Annotated in this window: 21 protein-coding genes and 1 pseudogene; 12 read left to right on the top strand and 10 right to left on the bottom strand. The window is 52.6% G+C overall.

The window, feature by feature from the left end; genetic code table 11:
• The first annotated feature begins 154 nt into the window (after nucleotides 1–154).
• On the top strand, nucleotides 155–823 hold the full coding sequence (locus B3355_RS00110) for a mechanosensitive ion channel family protein (RefSeq protein ID WP_019880833.1): 669 nt from the start codon (nucleotides 155–157) through the stop codon (nucleotides 821–823).
• A 16-nt stretch (nucleotides 824–839) separates the two neighbouring features.
• Here the strand turns inward: B3355_RS00110 and B3355_RS00105 are convergent, their stop codons facing one another.
• Together B3355_RS00105 and B3355_RS00100 are read right to left on the bottom strand one after the other, a co-directional pair.
• The gene (locus tag B3355_RS00105; RefSeq protein ID WP_292778920.1) at nucleotides 840–1,586 is read right to left on the bottom strand and encodes a LytR/AlgR family response regulator transcription factor; all 747 of its coding nucleotides are present in this window, start codon (nucleotides 1,584–1,586) and stop codon (nucleotides 840–842) included.
• Entirely contained in the window at nucleotides 1,579–2,598 is a 1,020-nt protein-coding gene (locus B3355_RS00100) for a sensor histidine kinase (RefSeq protein ID WP_292778917.1), read from the bottom strand. The genes B3355_RS00105 and B3355_RS00100 overlap by 8 nt, the downstream gene beginning before the upstream one ends.
• 129 nt (nucleotides 2,599–2,727) lie before the next feature.
• On the opposite strand from B3355_RS00100, the gene argH reads away from it, so the two are divergent.
• Together argH and B3355_RS00090 are read left to right on the top strand one after the other, a co-directional pair.
• Complete coding sequence (argH, locus tag B3355_RS00095) at nucleotides 2,728–4,146, top strand: argininosuccinate lyase (RefSeq protein ID WP_292778914.1); 1,419 nt, start codon at nucleotides 2,728–2,730, stop codon at nucleotides 4,144–4,146.
• Between the two features lie 47 nt (nucleotides 4,147–4,193).
• Nucleotides 4,194–4,856: a hypothetical protein gene (locus tag B3355_RS00090; protein ID WP_292778911.1), complete on the top strand. Its 663-nt coding sequence runs from the start codon at nucleotides 4,194–4,196 to the stop codon at nucleotides 4,854–4,856.
• Nucleotides 4,857–5,133: 277 nt separating this feature from the next.
• Here B3355_RS00090 and hemW read toward each other — a convergent pair whose 3' ends face one another.
• From hemW to B3355_RS00055, 7 genes are read right to left on the bottom strand one after another with little or no spacing between them, the layout of a single operon-like run.
• Nucleotides 5,134–6,342 carry a radical SAM family heme chaperone HemW gene (gene hemW / locus B3355_RS00085; RefSeq protein ID WP_292778908.1) on the bottom strand — a complete coding sequence of 403 codons (1,209 nt, stop codon included), beginning with the start codon at nucleotides 6,340–6,342 and terminating at the stop codon, nucleotides 5,134–5,136.
• 60 nt (nucleotides 6,343–6,402) lie between these two features.
• Complete coding sequence (gene recQ / locus B3355_RS00080; protein WP_292778905.1) at nucleotides 6,403–8,229, bottom strand: DNA helicase RecQ; 1,827 nt, start codon at nucleotides 8,227–8,229, stop codon at nucleotides 6,403–6,405.
• 10 nt (nucleotides 8,230–8,239) lie between these two features.
• Entirely contained in the window at nucleotides 8,240–8,455 is a 216-nt protein-coding gene (locus tag B3355_RS00075) for a hypothetical protein (protein ID WP_019880825.1), read from the bottom strand.
• Nucleotides 8,452–9,075: an RdgB/HAM1 family non-canonical purine NTP pyrophosphatase gene (gene rdgB / locus B3355_RS00070; protein ID WP_019880824.1), complete on the bottom strand. Its 624-nt coding sequence runs from the start codon at nucleotides 9,073–9,075 to the stop codon at nucleotides 8,452–8,454. Before rdgB ends, B3355_RS00075 begins: the two co-directional genes overlap by 4 nt.
• A 2-nt stretch (nucleotides 9,076–9,077) precedes the next feature.
• Nucleotides 9,078–9,797 (bottom strand): ribonuclease PH, encoded by a 720-nt coding sequence (rph, locus tag B3355_RS00065; protein WP_292778902.1) that lies wholly within the window; start codon nucleotides 9,795–9,797, stop codon nucleotides 9,078–9,080.
• Nucleotides 9,798–9,813: 16 nt separating this feature from the next.
• A complete protein-coding gene (locus B3355_RS00060) occupies nucleotides 9,814–10,731 on the bottom strand; it encodes a PP2C family protein-serine/threonine phosphatase (protein ID WP_019880822.1) in 918 nt (305 codons plus the stop codon).
• Nucleotides 10,728–11,663 (bottom strand): serine/threonine protein kinase, encoded by a 936-nt coding sequence (locus B3355_RS00055; RefSeq protein ID WP_019880821.1) that lies wholly within the window; start codon nucleotides 11,661–11,663, stop codon nucleotides 10,728–10,730. Before B3355_RS00055 ends, B3355_RS00060 begins: the two co-directional genes overlap by 4 nt.
• 159 nt (nucleotides 11,664–11,822) lie before the next feature.
• Here B3355_RS00055 and B3355_RS00050 point away from each other — a divergent pair, with 159 nt between their 5' ends.
• The 9 genes and pseudogenes from B3355_RS00050 to B3355_RS00010 all read left to right on the top strand — a co-directional run bounded on the left by B3355_RS00050 (nucleotide 11,823) and on the right by B3355_RS00010 (nucleotide 22,102).
• Complete coding sequence (locus tag B3355_RS00050; RefSeq protein WP_292778897.1) at nucleotides 11,823–12,728, top strand: YicC/YloC family endoribonuclease; 906 nt, start codon at nucleotides 11,823–11,825, stop codon at nucleotides 12,726–12,728.
• Nucleotides 12,729–12,913: 185 nt separating this feature from the next.
• A complete protein-coding gene (locus B3355_RS00045; RefSeq protein WP_024930243.1) occupies nucleotides 12,914–14,407 on the top strand; it encodes a circularly permuted type 2 ATP-grasp protein in 1,494 nt (497 codons plus the stop codon).
• Nucleotides 14,401–15,345 (top strand): alpha-E domain-containing protein, encoded by a 945-nt coding sequence (locus tag B3355_RS00040; protein ID WP_019880818.1) that lies wholly within the window; start codon nucleotides 14,401–14,403, stop codon nucleotides 15,343–15,345. Before B3355_RS00045 ends, B3355_RS00040 begins: the two co-directional genes overlap by 7 nt.
• Nucleotides 15,346–15,429: 84 nt before the next feature.
• Complete coding sequence (locus B3355_RS00035; protein ID WP_292778890.1) at nucleotides 15,430–16,266, top strand: transglutaminase family protein; 837 nt, start codon at nucleotides 15,430–15,432, stop codon at nucleotides 16,264–16,266.
• 54 nt (nucleotides 16,267–16,320) lie between these two features.
• Nucleotides 16,321–17,058 carry a proteasome-type protease gene (locus B3355_RS00030; protein WP_019880816.1) on the top strand — a complete coding sequence of 246 codons (738 nt, stop codon included), beginning with the start codon at nucleotides 16,321–16,323 and terminating at the stop codon, nucleotides 17,056–17,058.
• Nucleotides 17,055–17,666 (top strand): guanylate kinase, encoded by a 612-nt coding sequence (gmk, locus tag B3355_RS00025; RefSeq protein ID WP_019880815.1) that lies wholly within the window; start codon nucleotides 17,055–17,057, stop codon nucleotides 17,664–17,666. Before B3355_RS00030 ends, gmk begins: the two co-directional genes overlap by 4 nt.
• A gap of 49 nt (nucleotides 17,667–17,715) precedes the next feature.
• Entirely contained in the window at nucleotides 17,716–17,931 is a 216-nt protein-coding gene (gene rpoZ / locus B3355_RS00020) for a DNA-directed RNA polymerase subunit omega (RefSeq protein ID WP_019880814.1), read from the top strand.
• Between the two features lie 6 nt (nucleotides 17,932–17,937).
• The gene (locus B3355_RS00015; RefSeq protein ID WP_292778877.1) at nucleotides 17,938–20,154 is read left to right on the top strand and encodes a RelA/SpoT family protein; all 2,217 of its coding nucleotides are present in this window, start codon (nucleotides 17,938–17,940) and stop codon (nucleotides 20,152–20,154) included.
• 18 nt (nucleotides 20,155–20,172) lie between these two features.
• Nucleotides 20,173–22,102, top strand: a pseudogene (locus B3355_RS00010) (ATP-dependent DNA helicase RecG).
• Here the strand turns inward: B3355_RS00010 and B3355_RS00005 are convergent.
• Nucleotides 22,099–24,081: a putative bifunctional diguanylate cyclase/phosphodiesterase gene (locus B3355_RS00005; protein ID WP_292778852.1), complete on the bottom strand. Its 1,983-nt coding sequence runs from the start codon at nucleotides 24,079–24,081 to the stop codon at nucleotides 22,099–22,101. The pseudogene B3355_RS00010 and the gene B3355_RS00005 sit on opposite strands and share 4 nt — an antisense overlap.
• Nucleotides 24,082–24,233 lie beyond the last annotated feature (152 nt).

Here is a 24,233-nt window from a genome sequence, read left to right as displayed (position 1 = left end):
AGACTTCTGCGCCCCTTACGTGCCAGGCTAAGACGCACCTTTACATGAACCTTTTGTTCGCCAAGGCAGTCGGATTGAGTTATGCTGATGCCTGCATAGCAACCCGAAGTGGCTAGAAAAGTCGCTATTCAATGATAAAAATGGAGGACTATCCATGCAATACCAACTTGAAATTTTTCTTTCTTCTCTCAATCAATTCTGGGTCGAATTGGTCCATTTTGTACCCAAATTACTCGCTGCCATGGTCATTCTGTTTTTTGGCTGGCTGGTCGCCAAAGCAGTCAGATTAGGCGTAAAACGCATTCTTGAGATTTCACACTTTGATACTTTTGCGCAAAAATCCGGCCTCGAAGCCTTTATGCGCAGTGCCAATTATAAAGTTACCTTAAGTGGCATTATCAGCCAGGTCATCTATTGGCTGGTGATTCTGCTATTTGTCATCACCGGTGCCAACTCACTAGGCCTGACAGAGGTCGCTTCATTACTCAAAGAGCTAGCCAGTTACCTGCCGCATATTATCGTGGCGATTCTGGTGGTCATTTTCGGCACCCTGTTTGCACGCTTTATCAACCGCCTGGTGTTTGCCTGGCTGCATAGCATCAAGTTTGAGCAAGCGCTGATCATTAGCACGTCCGCTGAATATTGCATCCAGATTCTGGCGATTTTCATTGCCCTGGAACAACTGGGCATTGGCATGCAATTGATTCACTCACTGTTTGTGATTGTATTTGGTGCCGTGTTCCTGGCGCTGGCGATTGCCTTTGGCCTCGGTGGCCGCGATTGGGCTGCCAAAGTTATTGATCAGGCACAGAAGAAGAAATAATGAAAAAAGGCCACCGTCAGGTGGCCTTAATCACATGTTGGTGACGTCGGCTAACAAGCAATGTCTCCGGAATGCCCTTGATTAACACCACCCACGCCGTTTCTCCAGCCTCTTCGCCTTCCGAAATCCTTTGCTTTTCAAACCCGCTGATGGCCGCACGTGCAACCAGTGCATTACGGTGTATGCGTACAAACTGCGCCGCGTAAATTTGCTCCAGCTGGTTCAATGAGGTTTCGAGCAAGTAACTTTTGTCACGCGTGCGTACCGTCACATATTTCAACTCAGCCCGCAAATAGAGCACGTCTGCGATGGCTACCAGTAACACTTTGCCACGCTCGTGGATGCTAAGGTGGTCATGCGTTTCCTGCAATGGCCGCAAAGCCTGTGACTGCGCGGCTTGTAGTGGCTGCGCTTTGGCTAGTGCGGCGGCCAGGCGCTCACTGCGTATCGGCTTGAGCAGATAGTCAATGGCATTGAGCTCAAATGCCTGCACGGCATAATGGTCATAAGCCGTGGTAAAAATGAGCTTGGGTGGCTGTGACAAACCACGCAGGTGTTGCGCCAACTCAATGCCATCCATCATCGGCATACGGATATCCACCAGCACAATATCTACCGATGCCTCTTGCAATATGCTGATTGCCTCGACGCCATTGGCGGCCTCTCCTGCTATCTCATAGCCACCGACATCCCCCACTAAATCACGTAGCCGCTGCCTGGCCAGTGGCTCATCATCGACGATTAGCAAACGTTGACTAGCCATGCATCACCTCGGACAACGGCCGTGTTGGAATCACTATTTCGACGATATAACGCTGATCTGCTTCGTATTGGCGCAACTGTGCTTCCAGGTCGTAGTGCAAACGCAAGCGCTCACGGATATTTTTGAGCGCCATTTTATTGCCGCCAGATTTATCACTGCGTGGCGGCAAAGGATTACTGATACGCAACAGCAAACTCTTGCCGCTGGGCTTAATTTCAATATGCACCACACCGCCTTGCGACTGCGGCTCTATACCGTGATATACGGCGTTTTCGAGCAAAGGCTGCAAAATCAGTGGCGGAATCATGACTTCCGGTGGAATATCCTCTAATTGCCAGTCGCATTGCAGTCGTTCATCCAGTCGCAGCTTTTCAATATTCAGATATTGCTGGCACAAGGTGATTTCTTGCGACAAAGGCACCAGGTCACGGTTATCCGCCATTAGCACACGAAACAGCTCCGCCATATCTTCCAGCGCAGTCTCCGCGCGCTGCGGCTGGCTGCGGATCAAAGATAGTGCAGCATTCAGGCTATTGAACAGGAAATGGGGGCGGATACGTGCCTGCAAAGCCTGCAAACGGGCCTCGGCAATGGCGGGCGAATAAGCCCGCTGTAACAGATCGAGATAATATAAACACACCAGCACATCGGCCACACACAGCAGCATCACCTGCCAATATTGTGCGGATGTGAATGGCAAGACCCAGCGCTGGTATCCATAGGCAGACAAAGCGGTGATGCCAATAGCCAGCAAAAAGATCACCATCAACGCCAGGCGGTAAGGCCAGCGGTTGATCACAGGATACGCCAACGTGAGGGCGCCCATCACCAGCAGCAGTGGCGGCAGCCACTGGCTGCCAATCTGCGCCAGGTCATTTAGCCATGACGATACGCTCCAACCCGACTGGCCGTCATAGACCGTGAGCAATGCCAGCAAACACAGATGCAGCAACAGTACACGTAAGTGTATGCCCAGATTGCGGAAATTCGGGATGCGGCTACTTTTACGCACGGCGTGATGTTCGTTTATAATGTCGTGCCAGCATCATAAGTATTAAGTGCCACGGGCGCAAGCCGCGACCAGTGGGCAATTTTCAAGGTTTAATTTGAAGGTGCAAATTTTGGCAGAAAGAATTTTGCTTTGACAACTCAGCAACCCAACACACAATCTTCGCTACACCAAAAAGACCAGGCCTGGTCTGGCCGCTTTAACGAGCCAGTCGCCGAACTGGTTAAACGCTATACCGCCTCCGTCGATTTCGACAAACGCCTGGCTGCATTCGACATTCAAGGCTCGATTGCCCACGCCACCATGCTGGGCACGCAAGGCATTATTTCGGCGCAAGATGTAGAAGATATCAAACGTGGATTGGGTGAGATTCTGGCGGAGATTACAGCGGGCCAGTTTGAGTGGCTGCTGGACCTGGAAGATGTACACCTCAACATTGAAAGACGCCTGACCGAGAAAATCGGCGATGCTGGCAAACGCTTGCATACCGGCCGCTCACGTAACGACCAGGTCGCGACAGATGTGCGCCTGTGGCTGCGCAGCGTGGTCGACGACGCCATCGCCGGTATCCGCGCGCTGCAAACCTCGTTGCTGGATTTGGCCGAACAAAATGCCGCCACCATCATGCCCGGCTTTACCCACTTGCAAGTGGCGCAACCAGTGACCTTTGGTCACCACCTGATGGCCTATTTTGAAATGCTCAACCGCGATGCCGAGCGTTTTGCTGATGCGCGCAAACGCATCAATCGTTTGCCATTGGGCGCTGCTGCACTGGCGGGCACCAGCTACCCAATCAAACGTGAATTAGTAGCAGAATTACTAGGTTTCGACAGCGTCTGCCAGAACTCGCTGGATGCCGTCTCCGACCGTGACTTTGCCATTGAATTTAATGCAGCGGCATCCTTGCTGATGATGCATTTGTCGCGCTTTTCTGAAGAACTGATTTTATGGATGAGTCCGCGATTCGGTTTTATTGATATTGCCGACCGTTTCTGTACCGGCTCCTCCATCATGCCACAAAAGAAAAACCCGGACGTACCAGAGCTAGTGCGCGGTAAAACCGGCCGTGTCTATGGACATTTGATCGGCTTGCTGACCCTGATGAAAGGCCAGCCACTGGCTTATAACAAAGACAACCAGGAAGACAAAGAGCCACTGTTCGACGTGGCTGACACCTTGCTGGTGACCTTGCAGATTTATGCCGACATGCTGCGCGGCATCACCGTCAAAGCCGACAATATGCGCCAGGCGGCCTTGGAAGGCTTTGCCACAGCCACCGACCTCGCCGACTACCTGGTGAAAAAAGGCATGCCGTTCCGTGATGCGCACGAAGTGGTCGCCCACGCCGTCAAAGCAGGCGTGGAATCAGGCCGTGACCTGGCCGAATTCAGCCTGGCTGAGTTACAAGCCTTCAGTAGCACCATCAGCGACGACGTATTTGAAGTGCTGACGCTAGAAGGCTCCGTCGCCAGCCGCAACCACACCGGCGGCACCGCGCCCGAACAAGTGCGCCGCGCCATCGCCCAAGCCAGGCAGCAATTAGGACACTGATGCCCCACCGCCATCATCCACCGAGTAAGTGCAAATCACACCCGGTAATGATGGGGCTGGTGTTAGCCATCAGCCTATTAGCGACCCAGCCCACGCAAGCAGCGCTTGGCATAGCTAACCCCAAGCACGAACAGGCCATGCTGTGGCCGCTGTTGCCGGGTGAAAGCGTCAACAGCCTGGCCGCCAAGCTTTACCCACAAAGCCCGGTACTGCAACAGCGCTTTGTGCAGCAATCCATCACCCTCAGTCGGGGCCGCGGCATTCTGCTCCGCCCGGATGAGCGCAGTGAAACCGCACAACTCATTGCCGTGCCCAACGCGCAAACCTTGCACACCCTCACCCACCGTATTAAAAAAGCCGATGAAGTCGACACCGACGCATTTGTCACACCGGGGCTGGTGATGAGTGTGCAACTCACACAAGCATCGCAGCAAAACGCGACCGGGTGGCATTTGCCCAAACCGGTCCTGCCAGAAGGACTCGCGTTAAAAGGGTATTCTTTTTCTGTGTCGAATTTGACCGAGCGAATTGCAGCCGCAAAGTCACATATTGTGGAAACATATCAGGCAAATGCACGGGCGATTGCGCGGACGCCAGTGAAGAAGCTTTATCAAACACCGCAATTGGCGGTGATTGTGGCGAGTGCGATCTTGTTGCTGGTGTTGAGTTTGGTTTGGGGTGTTTTGGAAGAGTGGCAGTCTAAAAAGTAATTTTTATAGATACTCGTCACTTATGTTTTCGCCTTTAGGCGAGTCACTTTCTGATGCTTGCCCCTCAGAAAGTAACCAAAGAGGANNTCCGCAGTGGCTTGCGTTTTGTGCAAGCAGCCAGGGCGAGTTTCGATGGCCGCCCGACAAGCCGAGTAGCACAGGAATCAAGTGGAAGCTGGGGTGCATTTCTTTTGGTTACTTGTTCTTTGTGCAAGCAAAGAAAAGTAACTCGCCTAGATGGCGAAAAGCAACCTTACCTAATCAGCAAAAACACTGATTAAGGCAAAAACATCCCCAATAACTCATTCAAAAACCGTTGCCCTTTTAACGTCGGCGCAATCACGCCACTCGTTTGCGCCAACAATCTCTGCTGCTGTGCTTCCTGCAAAGTAGCTTGGATACTCCGTAACGGTAATCCCGTGCGCTGCTGAAACAAATCCGCTTCCACACCATCCACCAGCCGTAACGCATTCATCATAAATTCAAACGCCAAATCCTCGCGGCCAATCTGCCACTCACTATCGACCATCTGGCCTTTGGCCACACTCTCCAAATATTTCTTAGGATGCTTGTGTCGACTCTGGCGGATAATTTTGTCGTGAAAACTCAGTTTGGAATGCGCACCAGCGCCTATGCCCAAATAATCCCCAAACGTCCAGTAGTTAAGGTTGTGCTGACACTGCTGACCAGGCTGTGAAAAACCAGAAGTTTCATAATGTTGATACCCATGACTGGCAAGAACCTTCTCAATTTCTTCCTGCATGGTGGCGCTGGTATCGTCATCCGGCAAACTCGGTGGCGTACGGTGAAACGGCGTATTGGGCTCCAGCGTCAGGTGATAAAACGACAAATGCGCTGGTTTGAGTCGGCAAGCCGTTTCGGCATCTTTCAATGCATCTTCCAGGCTTTGCTCCGGCAATGCATACATCACATCCAGATTCACCTGATCAAAGGTATTTAACGCCAATTCTGCCGCTGCCAGTGCTTGTTCGCGATCATGAATACGCCCTAGCGCTTTAAGATATTGCGGCTGAAAACTCTGGATGCCCAGCGAAATCCTGTTCACACCGGCCTGGCGATAGCCTTGAAAATTAGCGATATCCACCGTACCCGGGTTGGCCTCCAGCGTGACTTCGGCACCATACTCCAGAGGCGTCAGCATACGTACATGGCTCAAAATCTTATCAATCGCTTCAGCAGAGAAAATGCTGGGCGTGCCACCACCAAAAAACACACTACGGATTTTTCGCCCCCACACCAATGGCGTGGCCTGCTCGAGGTCAGCAATCAATGCATCCACATAAGCAGTCTCTGGGATTTCCTGGCGAGCCTCATGCGAATTAAAGTCGCAATAAGGGCATTTTCGTACACACCAGGGAATATGAATATAAAGTGAAAGCGGTGGTGGATTAGTGAGGCCGCTGAGCGTGACATCACCTTGCAGAGGTGCTTCACTCAAACTATTGGCAGGGTAAATCGGGATCATGCTGACATTTTAACTCGGAACCTTCCCGTTGAAGTCTAACGATCCCTCGATCGGGGTTGATTAAGTCATTTCTTCTAAAACTAACAAAAACGCATCCCCATACTTCTGCAATTTCGCCTGCCCTATCCCGCTAATTTGCCCCATTTCATCTAATGTCTGCGGCTTGCGGTTATGAATCTCCAGCAAAGTACTATCGTGAAAAATAACATACGGTGGCACGCCCTGCTCTCTTGCCAGTTCCAACCGTTTGGCTTTAAGGGCTTGCCAGAGCGGATCGTCATTGGCACCCGCGAAGGCTTCTTTGGCACGGGCGCTGCGCTCGGCTTTGCTCATGCGCTTTTCGGGTTCGGCGTCGCGGCGTAGCCAGACTTCTTGCTCGCCTTTGAGCACCGGCCTTGCCGCTTCAGTCAGTTTTAAGCCGCCATACGCAGCCATGTCAGCCTCAAGCATGCCAGCCGCAATCAATTGGCGATAGACACCACTCCATTGGGCTTGATTGAGGGTTTTGCCTATACCAAAGGTGCTGACTTTATCGTGACCGAAGCGCTCGACTTGCGGGGTGAGTTTGCCAGTGAGCACGTCGATTAAGTGGCCAACGCCGAATCTTTGCCCGGTGCGGTATACGCAGGAAAGTGCCATTTGGGCGACCTGGGTGGCTTGCCAGGTTTCGACCGGGTGCAGGCAGTTGTCGCATTGATCACAGGCGCCGGGATGGCTTTCGCCAAAGTAGCGCAGAATAGCCTGGTGGCGGCAGGCGGTGGATTCGCAGTAGCCGAGCAAGGCATCCAGCTTTAAGCGCTCGAGGCGTTTGCGCTCTTCGGAGGCTTCGCCGCTATCAAGCATTTGCCGCATGGAGACGACATCGCCCATGCCGTAGACCATCCAGGCATTGGCGGCTAAGCCATCGCGCCCGGCACGGCCGGTTTCCTGGTAGTAGCCTTCCATGCTTTTTGGCAGGTCTAAATGGGCGACAAAGCGGACATTAGGTTTATCGATACCCATGCCAAACGCGATGGTCGCCACCATGATGATGCCTTCTTCACGCAAAAAACGGCGCTGGTGTACCTCGCGTAATTGGGCGGGCAAGCCGGCATGATAAGGCAATGCAGACCAGCCTTTTTCGACCAGCCAGGCGGCGGTCTCTTCGACTTTTTTGCGCGATAAACAATAAATGATGCCAGCGTCGTTAGCGTGCTCACGCTCCAGAAAGGCCTGCAATTGCTGGCGCGCATTATTCTTGATACCGACGTGGTAGCGGATATTCGGCCGGTCAAAACTGGAGACAAACTGGGCTGCGTTTTCGAGGTTGAGCTGGCTGATGATTTCGGCGCGCGTGGGCGCATCGGCCGTGGCGGTGAGCGCAATACGTGGCACTTGCGGAAAGCGCTCATGCAGCACAGTGAGCTGGCGATATTCTGGCCTGAAATCATGCCCCCATTGCGACACGCAGTGCGCTTCGTCGATGGCAAACAGCGCCAGGCCCACATGCTGGTGCACTTCATCGAGCAGGCTTAAAAAGCTGCCGACCATGAGTCGCTCGGGGGCGACGTACAGGAGTTTTATTTCGCCTGAGAGCACTTGACGCGTAATGCGGCTATTGTCTTCCGCGCTTAAGCTGGAGTTTAAAAAGGCGGCGTTGACGCCTAATTGCTGCAAAGCCTCGACCTGGTCTTGCATGAGGGCGATTAAGGGCGAGACGACGATAGCCAAACCTTCGCGTGCGAGCGCAGGAATCTGGTAACACAGTGATTTGCCGCCGCCCGTAGGCATCAGCACCAGCGCATCGCGCCCGTCGATCACATGCTCAACGATGGCTTGCTGCTGGTGACGGAACTGCGAGTAACCGAAAACGTCGTGGAGGATTTTCTGCGGTGAGAGACCTGCCATATTGGCAAGCCTATAGCTTGTTGTAAGGATTAACCAGCGTATCGACAAGCGCATGCAACGCAGCACGCATCTGCTCTTCGCTGACTTCCATCAGCAAACCGTCTTCCATGGCATCCTGGGCGATTTGCTTGAGTTCATCAAAATTTTCGGCCATGACTTTGACCTTTTCGGTGCAGGAGACCACCGAACCGTCATCGCGTACCCATTTTGGCCATTCGTTTTTCATACACTGACTCTTTCCAAGGCTTGCAGCAATTTTACCAAAGCCTGACCGCGATGGCTCATGCGGCTTTTCACTTCCAGCGGTAATTCAGCAACCGTTTTACGGGTTTCAAGGTCCATAAATAGCGGATCATAGCCAAAGCCTTCCGTGCCGCGAAATTCGCGCAAAATTTCTCCACGCCACAGGCCATCGGCAATAATCGGTTGCGGATCTTGTGGCGAACGCACCAGCACCAGCACACTGTAAAAATACGCCTGGCGCTCGCTGATACGTGACAATACTGTGAGCAGTTTATCGTTGTTTCGTTCATCTTGCGTGAGCAGGCTATTGGCCGGTTGCGGCCCGGCATAGCGCGCCGAAATCACACCCGGCGCGCCTTGCAAGGCATCGACGCACAGGCCGGAATCATCAGCCAGCGCAGGCAAGCCTGTGTGCTGGCTGGCATGACGCGCTTTGGCCAAGGCATTTTCAATAAAAGTGCCATAAGGCTCAGGGCATTCCGGCACATTGAATTCGGATTGCGACACGATGTCGATATTCAGCGGCGCCAGCACATGCGCAATCTCGCGGATTTTGCCTTTATTGCCAGAGGCAATGACCAGTTTATTAAATGGCAAGGCCATGGTTATTTTGCCAATGCCAGGGTTTGCAGTTGGCCCAACTCATTAATGCCTTTGGCAGCCAGGTCCAGCATCTGGTTCATGGTATCGCGGCTAAATGGCTCACCTTCGGCTGTGCCCTGAATTTCAACAAAGCCACCGTTGCCGGTCATCACCACATTCATGTCGGTATCGCAGTCCGAGTCCTCGATATAGTCGAGGTCCAGCACCGCGGTGCCTTGATAAACACCCACCGAAATCGCGCCAACAGAGTCTTTAATGGGTGTTTCAGTCAACAGACCTTTTTGCAGCAAGGTAGATATCGCATCCACCATCGCTACATAAGCACCGGTGATGCTGGCAGTACGTGTGCCGCCATCGGCCTGGATGACGTCACAGTCAAAATGGATGGTGCGCTCACCCAGCTTTTGCAGATCAATCACCGCGCGCAGGCTGCGGCCAATCAGGCGCTGAATCTCTTGTGTACGGCCGCTTTGCTTGCCGCGTGCGGCTTCGCGGTCCATGCGGCTACCTGTTGAACGTGGCAGCATGCCATATTCAGCCGTCACCCAACCCTGGCCTTTGCCCTTCAAAAAACCGGGCACTTTTTCTTCTACGCTGGCAGTGCAAATCACGTGCGTATCGCCAAATTTCACCAATACTGAGCCTTCAGCATGTTTGGTGTAGTGGCGGATAATTTCGATGGCGCGCAATTGGTCATTCGCGCGCTGGCTTGGTCTGATCATGGTTTACAACTTTCTGTTATTTAATATGTTGCCGGGTTCTACCCAGCGCTTCCTGTATTTCGGCGATGGCCTTTTCAATTTCATCATCGGTCAAATCCAGCGCATATTGGCTGGGCGGGGCCGTGGTTTCGTTCATCATGGTGGTGGTGACGTCTACCGGTAAATCCAGTGTTGAAATCGTCAGCGGGCTGGTCACACGCTGCCCCCACTGCAGAGCAATCGCGCTCATATTATCGCCGACGGTAATGCTGGCGGCATCAGCATCATCCAATAAGCGGTTCACGCCATCGTTAATATCTGCGGCCAGCATATGTTGCGCCATGCTGATATCTGGCACGGTGTTCCATACACCATCCGAGCACAGCATAATGACATCGCCTTCGCGCAGCGGAATCGGTGCCGCCAGCTCCACTTTTGGCGGGCGCTCCCCCCCCACGCAATTATAAATTTTATTACGGTGCGGGTGATGATCCATCTCATCTACCGTGATTTTTCCCTCACGTAATAATGATTGCACGACTGAGTGATCCTCGGTCTGGTGTTCGACCAGGCCGTTTCGATAGAGATATAAGCGGGAATCACCCACATGGGCGCAAAACAGTTTGTTGTGCTGGATTAGCGCGACGACAATGGTGGTGCGTGGGGATTCCAGCAAACGTTTTTGCAAACGCACATTTTCGATCACATCATGTGCCCGGGCAATTTGCTCACGCAAAAACTGCGCAGGCTGGGTAATCAAAGGCTGCGATTCGCGTTGAAAGGCTTCTATCGTGGTTTTCACCGCGATTTCGGCGGCCACATCCCCATGCTGGTGTCCGCCCATGCCGTCAGCCAGCACCATGAAAATAGCATGCCGGTGGTAAGAATACGCCAGCCTGTCCTGATTGTAAGGCCGCGGCCCCTGGCGGCTACCTTGTGCAATGGTGAATTTCATAGCGGTTTATTCAATACCTTGATGATTTTATCCACCAGCGAACCGCGAGGATCTTCTACCACGCGGATGCCGATCATTTTTTTCTGTAATGAGAACACGCTTTGCGGCCGTAACAGATAGTCCAGCTGCATGCATTCATCAATAATCGCCAGTAATTTTTCAGAGTATATCTGTTTACCGAGCTCAATCGCAGGCACCAGCGTATCATCTTTCAGCCGCACATTGGCCGAGATGGGCGATGCGCGTTGCAAGCAGGCATACATGCTGGCACCTATACTGTAAATATCACTCCAGGGTCCCAGGTGCTTACGGTCTATGTATTGCTCCGGCGGCGCAAAACCCGGTGTGTAAGTCGGCGCTAATGTCACCTCAGACAAGGCCTGGCGCGCTGATCCGAAGTCCAGCAGCATGGGTGAGCCATCCAGGCGGATATAAATATTGGCGGGCTTGATATCCAGATGCAGCAACTTGCGCGTATGCACTTCACGCAAGCCATTGAGCAACTCCACAAACATGCGGATCAGGAAACTCTCGGGCACCGGCTGCGACAAGGCCATGATGTAATCTTGCAGCGATTTGCCGCGCTCGTACTTCATGACCATGTAAACGGTGTTGTTGGCACGGAAGAAGTTTTTCACCCGCACAATATTCTTGTGCTCGATATTGGCCAGCGCCAGGCCTTCTTCAAAAAAGCACTTCATGCCATGTTTATAGGCAGCTTCATTTTTGCCATTGGAGCGGATATGCGTATGCTCGTCACGCTCAGCCAGCGTCACTGGCATATATTCTTTAATGGCGACGGTATTTTTTTGCGGATCCTGCGCCAGATAGACGAAACTGAACCCGCCCAGACTCAGCACCCGTGTAATGGTGTAGTCATGCAGCGCAGTGCCGACCGGCAAGGCAAAATCGAATTTATTAGAAAGCTTCACTAGCGCTTTAACGTCACAATCATGGCTTTTATTAAGGGAAACGCCGAATTAAGTGGCTTGCCGTCTCTGCCATCAAACCGGGTTTCTTTTATCTGTACGCTATTTTCGCATATCGATAGCGCATTTGATACAATCGTCCAGTTTGCCCGGAGCGCGATAATGACTGCCAACAAAACCACAGAAAAAGAAACCAAAAACGCACAGCCCATTTTAAGCATGACCGGCTTTGCCGCAAGTGAAGCCCGTTTTCCGGGCGGCCTGTTGCTGATCGAACTGCGTGCAGTGAATCATCGCTACCTCGAGCTCAACGTCAAAATTGAAGACAGTTTGCGCCAGTTTGAAGCGCTGATACGCGAACAACTGCAAACCCGGCTCGGCCGCGGCAAAGTTGAATGCCGTATGAGTCTCAAGAGTGATAGCGCAGCCACCACCCTGGCGCTCAACCCGGCCATGGTGGCGCAAATTGCACAAACGCTCAAAGACCTGCAACAGCATTTTCCGCAAGCGCAACCGATCAACCTGGTCGATGTCTTCAAACTACCCGGCGTCTTGCAAACCGAAGCGGTGGATGCCGAAGCGATGGCACAAGGCGTACAAAACGGCCTGTCGCGCGGCATTGATGAGTTGATTGCTGCACGCCAGCGCGAAGGTGAAAAGCTCAAACAGGTATTGCTCGATCGCCTGCAAGGCGTGCGTGAACAAATCAGCATTGTTAAACCACTGCTGCCGACGCTGGTGAGCCAATACCAGGAAAAACTGACCGCCAAACTGCAAGAAGCCATGCAGGCCGATGACGACCGCGTGCGTCAGGAAATCGTGCTTTACGCGCAACGCATTGATGTAGACGAAGAGTTGGCACGCTTGCAATCCCATATCACCGAAATGGACCGCATCCTCAATGCCGGTGGCGCCATGGGTAAAAAGCTGGACTTCCTGATGCAGGAAATGAACCGCGAAGCCAATACCCTGGGCTCAAAATCGGTGGCCATCGAAACCACACAAGTGTCTATGCAACTAAAAGTGCTGATCGAACAAATGCGCGAGCAGATTCAGAACATCGAGTAAGCGACTTAAATGTAAAACGGCACTGCACCAAAATCGTGACACTAAAACGCACCGCAATGGTGCGTTTTGCTTTGATAGCAACAGCTAAAAAGCAATAACAATATGATTTAAAACACTATTCTTTGCTGGCACACGGCTTGCTCTTATTTAATTGAATTTTACAAGTAAGGCAAAGGTCCAGCATCATGACGCAATCGGCCAAACAGTTTTTCGATGAAATGCAGGGCTATGGGGGCAATGTACGTGCCATCTATCAGGCGTATAACCGCTGGTTAAGCGATGTACCGACACAACAGCTGGCGGCCAAGCGGGCGGAAGCTGAAGTATTGTTCCGCAGGGTTGGGATTACGTTTAACGTCTATGGCGAAGAGGATGGTGCCGAACGTTTGATCCCGTTTGACGTGATTCCGCGCATGATCTCCGCCAGCGAGTGGGCACACCTAGCCAAAGGCGCCGTGCAACGCGTGCGCGCACTCAATATGTTTTTGCATGATATTTATCATGAGCAGGAAATTATCAAGGCGGGCATTGTCCCGCACAGCATTTTAAGCAACTCACAATACCGGCCGGAAATGGTAGGCGTCAATGTGCCTAACCAGGTGTATGCACATGTGGCCGGTATCGACCTGGTACGCACCAGTGAATCGCAGTTTTATGTGCTGGAAGATAACTTGCGCACGCCTTCAGGGGTGTCTTACATGCTGGAAGACCGCAAAATGATGATGCGGCTGTTTCCGGATTTATTTAAAAAATACCCGATTGCACCGGTCGAGCATTATCCGCACGTATTACTTAATAATTTGCGCTCGGTGGCCCAAACAGGCGTCACTGATCCGACCGTGGTACTGCTTTCACCAGGCGCTTATAACAGCGCTTACTTTGAACATGCCTTCCTCGCCCAGCAAATGGGGATCGAACTGGTGGAAGGCCAGGATTTGTTTGTCCGCAATAACGCCGTCTACATGCGCACCACGCAAGGCCCGCAAAGGGTGGACGTGATTTACCGCCGCATCGACGACGACTTCCTTGACCCTCTGGTGTTCAAGCCCGACTCCCTGTTGGGCGTGCCAGGTCTGCTCTCCGTCTACCGCAATGGTGGCGTCACATTAGCCAACGCCGTGGGCACCGGCGTTGCTGATGACAAGGCGACGTATGTGTACGTGCCGGAGATGATTAAGTTCTACCTGGGTGAATCTCCCATCCTGCAGAACGTGCCTACGTATCAACTCAGCAAGGAAGATGATCTGGCCTACGTGCTGGATCATCTGCCCGAGCTGGTCGTGAAAGAGGTTCAAGGCTCAGGCGGCTACGGCATGCTGGTCGGCCCCACTGCCAGCAAGCAGGAAATTGAAGAATTCCGTTTACGCATCGTCTCGAAACCGGCCAATTACATTGCGCAACCGACATTGGCCTTGTCGACCTGCCCGACGCTGGTAGATCAAGGTATTGCACCACGCCATGTCGACCTGCGCCCATTTGTACTCTCGGGCAAAACAGTCAGTGTCGTGCCAGGTGGCTTGTCGCGCGTGGCGCTCAAGGAAGGTTCACTGGTGGTCAACTCCTCACAAGGTGGCGGTACCAAGGATACCTGGGTGCTGGAGCGTGATGATGTCTGTGTAGAAACCTCGCAGTCGCAAATGGCTGCCCAACAAACAACGCAAGAGGCCGTCATATGTTAAGTCGTACCGCAGATCATTTATATTGGATGGCGCGTTATATCGAACGTACCGAAAACGTGGCGCGCGTACTGGATGTGACTTACAACATGTCGTTGCTGCCTTCCGACAGCAGCAATGAAGAAGAACTGTGGGATACGGTATTGGAAATCGCCGGTATCCGCGATATTTATGACAAAACTTACAAAGAACTCAATGCCGCCAATGTGATTAAACATCTGGTCATGGATAGCAGTAATCCTTCCAGCATCTACAGCTCGTTGCGCAGCGCACGTGAAAATGCCCGCGCTGTGCGCGTGGCCATGACCACCGAAACCTGGGAAAACATGAACACGCTGTGGCTGGAGTTTGGCCAATATATCAAGCAGGATCTGACACAGACTGGCTTGAGTGAGTTTTGTGAATGGGTCAAAAGTCGTTCGCATCTGTTCCGTGGCGTGTGCTTTGGCACCATGTTGCGCGATGAAGCATTCAGCTTTGTACGCCTGGGCACCTTTATGGAACGTGCTGACAATACCGCACGTTTGCTCGATGTAAAGTATGAATTTTTAATCCCTATGCAAGAAGCGAATGACGGCGCGGTGGATTATTACGAATGGAGTGCCGTGCTGCGCTCGGTGTCGGCTTTCCAGGCCTACCAGAAAGTTTACCGCGATGCGATTGAACCGATGAAAGTGTCTGAATTGCTCATTTTGCGCGAAGACATGCCACGTTCACTACACGCCTGCTACGCCGAAATCATGCCGATTTTGCGGCAGGTGGCTGGTAGCCGCCAGACTGAAGCCGAGCGTCTGGCAGGCCAAATGCATGCCAGGCTGCACTACGGCCGCATGCTGGATATTTTGAAAGATGGCGTACACCACTTCTTGGATGAATTTATTCTGGCCAACCGCAAACTCGGTGAAGAAATACAACGCAATTTTTTAAGTGCGACGGCCTGACAACGACAATAGATTGCCATGAACCCCCTCTGCGCAGACTGTTTAACACAGCGCTGCGCTTTTTCACTTTGGCACACCACACATATGCTGCTCAATATTGAACATCAGACCCACTATGCTTTCAGTGACATGGCGCAATACACCATTCAGCAATTGCGCCTGACGCCACGCAATGGTCACGGCCAGCAGGTCAAGCATTGGCAGCTCAAGGTCAACGGGCAGCTGGCTGCGTTTGAGGATGCCTTTGGCAATCTGGCGCATACCCTGGTCATCGACCAGCCGCATCATGAATTGCTCATCGCCGTGTGTGGCGAAGTGGAAACCGGGGTTGCAAGCACCCCGCCTGAGCACACACTCCCATTAGACATTTACCTGCGTGATACGCCCCTCACCCAGGCCGATGCCGCCATGATTGCATTTGCCAAACGCTTTGCCGATGCGCCACTGCCAGACATGATGCAGGCTTTGCGTGCGCAGATGGAGTACATCACAGGTGCGACCCAGGTCGACACCTCGGCAGCCGAGGCCTTCAGGCTTGGCAAAGGGGTTTGCCAGGACCATGCGCATGCTTTTATTGGCTGTTGCCATAGCCTAGGGCTGCCCGCACGTTATGTCAGCGGTTATCTGTTCACCGAAAACGGCAACCTGATGCAAACGCATGCCTGGGTGGATGTGTGGCAACACGACCAATGGCTCGGGCTGGATGTGTCTAATGGCACATTGGTAAACGAAACGCATGTCAGATTGGCTACTGGCCTGGACTATCGCAGCGCCAGTCCGATCACGGGTTCGCGTATCGGCGGCGGCACAGAGGGCATGGCGAGCATGGTCAGTGTCAACCAGCACGGCGGCCTGACAGAAAAACAGCGCGAGCAGCATAAACAACAGCTACGACAGCAGGCACAAAGTGCGCAGCAGTAGCTTGTCCGTGCATGCTATGATGACTTTTAAACATTAACCTACTCCTCTTTTCTTATGACTTATTGTGTCGGTATTTTGCTGCAACAAGGCCTGGTATTGGCTTCTGATACGCGCACCAATGCTGGTGTCGACCAGGTAGCGATTGCGCCTAAAATGCATCTATTTGAAGTACCGGGCGAGCGCATGATTGTGCTGCTGACGGCGGGCAATCTGGCCATTACACAATCGGTGGTCAACCTGTGCCGTGAACAGCTCAAATCGCCTGAACCGCATGCCCACCTGCATAATGTGCAGTCGCTGTTTGAAGCCGCCAGTGTCGTCGGCGCCGCCATGCGCACCGTGCATCAGCGCGATGGCAAAGCCCTCAAGGAACATAGCATAGACTTTAGCGCCAGCATTCTGGTGGCCGGTCAAATCAAAGGCGAGCAGCCTCGCCTGTTTAATGTCTATGCAGCAGGCAATTTTATTGAAGCCACCTCGGACACGCCTTATCTGCAAATCGGCGAGACCAAATACGGAAAACCGATTATCGATCGTGTCATCAAACATCAAACCAATGTCACAGATGCGGTAAAATGCGTGCTGATTTCATTTGATTCCACCATCCGCAGTAATATTTCTGTGGCTTTACCGATTGATTTGATGATATACCGCACTGACACCTTTAGCGCCGATTGCCGGCAACGCCTGACGGAAGATGATCCTTATTACGCCTGTATCCGCAAGGGTTGGGGCGAGGGTTTGAAATCCGTCTTTTCTTCACTGCCTAACCCGGAATGGTGTGCATCATGAGTCATGGTCATTTATATGTGATTTCTGCTGCTTCTGGCGCTGGTAAAACCAGCCTGGTGCGTGCCATGCTGGCGCAAGACCCGATTTTAAAACTGTCGGTGTCGCACACCACCCGCGCACCACGCCCGGGCGAAGAAGACGGCATCCATTACCACTTTGTCTCAGAAGCCGAGTTTTTAGGCGTGCTGGATAAAGGCGGCTTTCTCGAAAGCGCACATGTGCACAGTGCGCGTTATGGCACGGCACAAAGCGAGGTAGAAAACGCCCTGGCATCCGGCCGCGATGTGATTTTGGAAATCGACTGGCAAGGCGCTCAGCAGATTCGCAAACTGTTCCCGCAGGTCACCTCGATTTTTATTTTGCCGCCTTCAATTGAGGCGCTGGCACACCGCCTGAACAACCGTGGCCAGGACAGCGAAGCCGTGATTACGCAACGTCTGGCCGCCGCACGTGAGGAGATGCGTCACGTGCATGAGTTTGATTATGTTACAATTAATGATAATTTTGACGTGGCCTTGCAGGATCTGATGGCGATTGTTCGCGCCCAGCGCTTGCAGTTAAACCGCCAGGTTGCCTGCCACGCGTCATTGATTCAATCACTTACCTGACCCAGCGCGCATGCACGCTGCATGTAGGCTCACATATTAAGAGGTTTTTATGGCACGTATTACTGTCGATGATTGCTTGGACAACATCTCTAACCGTTTTCAATTGACATTGGTGGCAGCTTACCGCGCCAGACAATTAGCCAATGGTTCAGACCCATTAGTGAGCGGCTATTCACAAAAAGACAAGCCAACCGTGATTGCCTTGCGCGAAATCGCTGCTGGTAAGATCGGTGTAGAGTTGTTAGAGAAAAAGGGCCACGCATAAACAGCTATGCCCCATAGCCAAGGCGATTCTGCCCATCGCAAGTCCAGGTCTCCCCTGGAGGAAGTGGACTTGCTCCCTGCTGACCGTGAGGATTCCCCCCTTACCCAGCTAATCCGCAAGTACCTCAACGAAGAAGAAGTGCAACTGGTCTGGCAAGCTTATCGCTATGCCGAGCAGGCGCATGCCGGTCAAACCCGCAAAACCGGCGAACCCTATATTACCCATCCGATTTCGGTGGCCTGCATTCTGGCCAAACTGCATCTCGACTTGCCGACCCTGTTGGCCGCCCTGTTGCATGATGTGGTGGAAGATACCGAAGTCGATAGTGCGGCGATTGCCGAGCGCTTTGGTAAACAGGTGGCTGACCTGGTAGATGGCCTGACCAAGCTGGACAAGGTAGAACTGCAAACCGCCACCCAGGCGCAAGCCGAAAATTTCCGCAAAATGCTGCTGGCCATGAGCCAGGATGTGCGTGTGATCCTGGTCAAGCTGGCCGATCGCTTGCACAATATGCAGACGCTGGAGGCAATGCGCCCGGAAAAGCAGAAACGCATCGCGCGCGAAACGCTGGATATTTATGCGCCAATTGCCAACCGGCTAGGCCTGAACCCGATTTACCATGAGCTGGAAGATCTCAGCCTCAAGTACCTGTATCCGAATCGTCACCGCGTGATTGATAAGGCCATTCGCCTGGCACGTGGCAACCGCAAAGAAGTCATCAGCAAGATTCAGGACGCCATTGAGAACCAGCTGACGCAATACCAGATCGAATATGATGTACAGGGGCGCGAAAAGCACCTTTACAGCATTTATAAGAAAATGGCTGAAAAATCGATGAAATTGTCGCAAATTGGCGACATTTACGGTTTTCGCGTCATTGTCAAAGATACCGCAGCCTGCTACCTGGCATTGGGCGCATTACATGCGCTTTATAAGCCCATTCCTGGCCGCTTTAAAGACTATATTGCCATCCCCAAAGCCAATGGTTACCAATCTTTGCATACCACGCTGTTTGGCCCGTTTGGCACGCCGATTGAGGTACAAATACGCAGCCAGGAAATGCACAATATTGCTGATGCCGGCGTGGCCGCGCACTGGCTGTATAAAACCACCGATGCGCACCTGACCAAACTGCAACAGCAAACCCACCAGTGGTTGCAACGCCTGGTTGAAATCCAGACCGAGAGTGACGACAGCCACGAGTTCCTGGAGAACTTTAAAGTCGATCTGTTCCCGGACGAGGTCTATGTGTTTACGCCTAAAGGCAACATCATGGCCTTACCACGTGGCTCGACGGCGGTTGACTTCGCGTACGCCGTGCACTCAGATGTCGGTAATAGTTGCGTCGCCGTTAAAATCAATAATGAACTGGCGCCACTGCGTACCGAGATGCGCAATGGTGATCATGTTGAAATTATCACCGCACCGCTGGCGAAACCGAATCCGGCCTGGCTCAACTATGTGGTCACCGGCAAAGCCCGCTCACATATCCGCCATTACCTCAAAACCGTCAAGGTGGAAGAATCGGCACAATTGGGTGAACGCATGCTGAATGTGGCGCTGCGCGCCATGCATATAGAACCGGCCGAGATTTCAGACAAGCAATGGCAAAAGGTCATGAACGACTATGGCAGCAAAACCCGCCAGACGATTTTGACCGATATCGGCCTTGGCAAACGTAACAGCCTGATGGTCGCACACCAGTTACTGGCGCATCCGGCCGATGCTGAAGATAAATCCGGCAAAGTACTGGATACCATTACCATCCGTGGCTCGGAAGGCATGGCGGTGCAATTTGCCCCTTGCTGCCGCCCGATCCCTGGCGACCCGATTCTGGGCTTTATCAATAAGGACAAGGGCCTGGTCATTCATACCCACGATTGCCCGGCCATCCGCAAGTTCAGGCTGGACCCGGAAAAATGGCTGGACGTGGAGTGGGATGCCGATCCGAAAAAACTGTTCAGCGTCAACTTGCGCATTACGGTGGTCGACGAACGCGGCATGCTGGCCAAAATTGCAGCGACCATCTCCAATGCGGATGCCAACATTGATAATGTCAGTGTCGAATCCAGCGATGGCAGCCAGTACTCCAATGTAAACTTTACCGTGCAAGTGCATAACCGCGTGCACCTGGCGACCTTGATCCGCAATCTACGCAAGATTCAGCAAATCGTGCGTATCAACCGGGTCAAAGGCAACCAGCTGGAACAACGTATCCAGTAAATCAGCGGTGATGCCAGCATGCGGCCCTTGAACGAGATTAAAGGTTTCACGCCCGCCGTATGCAGCCAGCTGGCAAAACTGAATATTCATTCAGTGCAGGCCTTGTTGCTGCACTTGCCACTGCGCTACCTGGACGAAACCCGCATCACGGCCATCCGCGACTTACACCTGGGTGAGCAGACACAAATCGAAGGCGTGGTGGTGCACAATGAAGTGGCCTACAAGCCGCGCAAAATGTTGAATGTTAGGCTGCAGGATGACACTGGCATCATCAATCTGCGTTTTCTGCACTTTTATCCCAGCCAGGTCGCTGCCATGCAAACTGGCCAGCGTTTACGCGTGTTTGGTGAGGTGCGGCCTGGTTTTTTTGGCTATGAAATGGTGCACCCGACACAGCGCAAAGTCGATGAAGACACGCCGGTCAGCAGTGCACTCACCCCGGTCTATCCGACCACGGCAGGCTTGAGCCAGGCAACTATACGCAAAGCGGTGAACCGCATCTTGCAAGCAGAATATTTGCACGAAACCCTGCCAGGTTGGGTATACCAGTCCATGCAACTGCCCGACTTTGCCAGCAGTCTGCATTTGCTGCATCAACCCCAGGCCGAGATAGCACTGGCGACACTGGAAGACCGCACGCATCCTGCCTGGCAACGCCTGGCCTACGACGAACTGCTGGCACAACAGCTTTCGATGCGACAACATTACGCACGTCGCAAACAATCGCGCGCACCTGCCATCTCCGCCTCACAGACCCTGGTTGGCCGCCTGCTGGCCAGCCTGCCGTTTGCACTCACGTCTGCCCAGCAAAAGGTCGTGGCAGAAATCGGGCACGACCTCAACCAGCCACACCCCATGCAACGCCTGCTACAGGGTGATGTCGGTAGTGGCAAAACCATTGTCGCCTGCCTGGCGGCCTTGCAACTGATAGAACATGGCTGGCAAGTGGCGATGATGGCGCCGACGGAAATTCTGGCAGAACAGCATTACAAAAAGCTATGTGACTGGCTGCAACCGCTGGGGGTGACGGTCGCCTGGCTGACCGGCAGCCAGAACAAAAAACAGCGTGAGCAATCACTGTCAGCCATCGCTAGTGGTGAAGCCATGCTTGCCGTCGGCACGCATGCTTTATTTCAAGACGATGTGCAGTTTAAGCAACTGGGGTTGGCGATTGTGGATGAGCAACACCGCTTTGGCGTCGGCCAACGGCTGGCGTTGCGTAAAAAAGGCACGGCCTTGCCAGGGCAGGCACACAACCTGGAACCGCACCAGCTCATGATGTCGGCCACGCCGATTCCGCGCACCTTNNGGCCATCAAGCCTATTGGGTGTGCCCGCTGATTGAAGAATCAGAAGCGCTGCAACTGCAAACGGCCAATGATACCTTTGCCTATATGCAGCAAACGTTCCCCGAACTCAAAGTCGGCCTGGTCCATGGCCGCATGAAATCGGCAGAAAAACAGGCAGTGATGCAGGCTTTCTCTGTCAATGAGATTCACCTGCTGGTCGCCACCACCGTCATTGAAGTCGGCGTCGATGTACCGAATGCGAGTTTAATGGTGATCGAACATGCGGAGCGCATGGGACTGAGCCAGTTACACCAGTTACGTGGCCGCGTCGGCCGCGGCGCAGCCAAGAGTACCTGCATTTTGCTCTATAGCAAACAGCAATGTTCGCAAATTGGGCGACAGCGCCTGAAGGTCATTTTTGAAAGCAATGATGGCTTTCAAATTGCCCAGGCCGATTTACATATCCGCGGCCCGGGAGAATTGCTGGGCACACGCCAGAGTGGCGTCCCCATGCTTAAAATTGCCGATCTGGAACGCGATATGCAATTACTGGAGATGGCCAAAACCCAGGCGGATCAACTATTACAACGCGATCCTGCTGCCGTCACTGCGCACCTGCAGCGCTGGTTAAGCCAGGGCGAAGAGTGGATCAAGGTTTAGCTGAGTCGGCTACGTAATACTTTGCGCTGACCGGTTGCGGATGGCGCAGCACCGCCGTGTATCGCTGATTGCAAACTGGCTTCAAACTCATGCAAAGGCAGCGGACGGCTAAACAAATACCCCTGGAAAGCGTGGCAGCCCATATTTTGCAACATGACCATTTGCTGCTGCATTTCCACCCCTTCAGCAATCACACTGTGGCTCAGGTTTTTGCCCATATTGATGATGGTTTGCACAATAAATGAATCGTAGTTGTTATGCACAATATCTTTAATAAAGCTGCGGTCTATTTTCAATTCGTCTAACGGCAGCCGTTTCAATACCGACAACGAAGACTGGCCAATGCCAAAATCATCCAGCGAAAAAGTGATGCCCAATACTTTCAGCGCATTGATCTTTTCGATCACTTCATCGATATTTTTCACAATCAGGCTTTCGGTCAGTTCCAGGCGCAAACAGCTTGCATCGCAACCACTCGCCAATACCGTTTCTTTCACCATCTGCACAAAATCGGGCTGGCTGAACTGGATGGCACTGACATTGACCGACAATTTAAGCTGGGCGGTATGCACAGACTGTGACCAGTGCTTGAGTTGCTGACAAGCTTGGGCCAGTACCCATTGCCCGATGGAGACAATTTCACCGGTTTCTTCGGCAATCGGAATAAACTGGTCTGGCGGAATCATGCCCAAGGTCGGGTGTTGCCAGCGCAACAAGACCTCTGCACCCGTTGGCTGCTGCAACTCATTGACTTGCACCTGGTAATATAAAAGCAATTGCTTGCCCTGCAAGGCAAATGCCAGCTCGTTTTCAAGCGTGGCGCGCATTTCAACCGCCGGGTGTACAGCCTCATCATACATCTGGATGCTATTGAGGTTATCGGATTTTTTGGCTTGATACATGGCAATATCAGCGCGCCGCAACACTTCATCTTCTTTAAGCAAATCCCCCAGGAACAGGCAAATGCCAATGCTGGGTGCAGTGCGGTATTTACTGTTTTGCAACTCAAAGGGCTGCGAAAATACCGCCATCATTTTTTCCGCAGTGGCCTGGGCCGCAGTAATCGCTTCTGCCTTGTCGGTTGATAACTCATCCAGCACAGCAATAAACTCATCACCGCCCATGCGCGCGATGGTATCTTTTTTACGCAAGCATTGTTGCAGCCTGAAAGCCACCTGTTGCAACAACTCATCCCCGGCCTGATGGCCTTTGCTATCGTTAAGCCCTTTGAAATTATTCAAGTCCAGGCACAACACCGCCCCATAATGTTGGTGACGCACACAGCGTGCAAATGCCTGATTAAGGCGATCCGTCAGCAAGCGGCGATTAGGCAAGCCAGTCAAAAAATCATAGTAGGCCAGTTGGTGCACCTTTTTGTTATCCAGGTTGGATGCAATCCGTAACGAGATATTCTCGCGCAGGCTGTTAGCCAGGCTGCGGCCAGCCACCGTCACATAAAACACATACACCATAAACAACACGGCGAGCGCCAGTGAGACTGAACTGCCATGAATCAAAAAGCGCGGAATCATAAACAGCACAATGCCGCCACTAAACAGGTTGGTACTTAAGGTATCGACTGAATAAATAATGATGCCCGCCCCGGAAACCCCAACCAGCGCAAAAATCAGGAACGCCTGATGTGCCGTATCAGCCTCAGGGAACAGCAGAATACCGCCCAAGCCCCAGGCCAGGCCACAAAAACAGGTACTGGCACGGAACCACTGCAACCACTGGCGGCTATGCAGTTCGCGCTGCAAGTCTTTTTCATACTGATAAGTCAGATAAGCACGTATGCCGTAAGCCACTAGGAAAATGCTGGACCAGACCGTGAGGATGATGTGGTCGATCAGGTGCCATTGCACGAGCAAAAGCGCAATCATGACCACGATGGCTGCCATCAATGATCTGCGATTGTTTGAATACAGCATGCCGACAATTTCTGCGTGCAATGCCGATGATTCCGCCGTCGTGTTCAACGCACGTATCCCCCATGTATATTATTGTTAACATCTTAACAACGGTTATTGCAGGCTGATACTTTAGTTTTACGCACTTATCATGCGCTCAAAATTAAAAAAACACACTATACAACGGCTTGTTTTTAATACAAAAATAGAAAATATAATCG

Source organism: Methylophilus sp. UBA6697 (genome assembly GCF_002454655.1).
GTDB lineage: Bacteria > Pseudomonadota > Gammaproteobacteria > Burkholderiales > Methylophilaceae > Methylophilus.
Note: the sequence above shows the minus strand (reverse complement) of the source record. Positions and strands in the feature narration are given on the sequence as shown.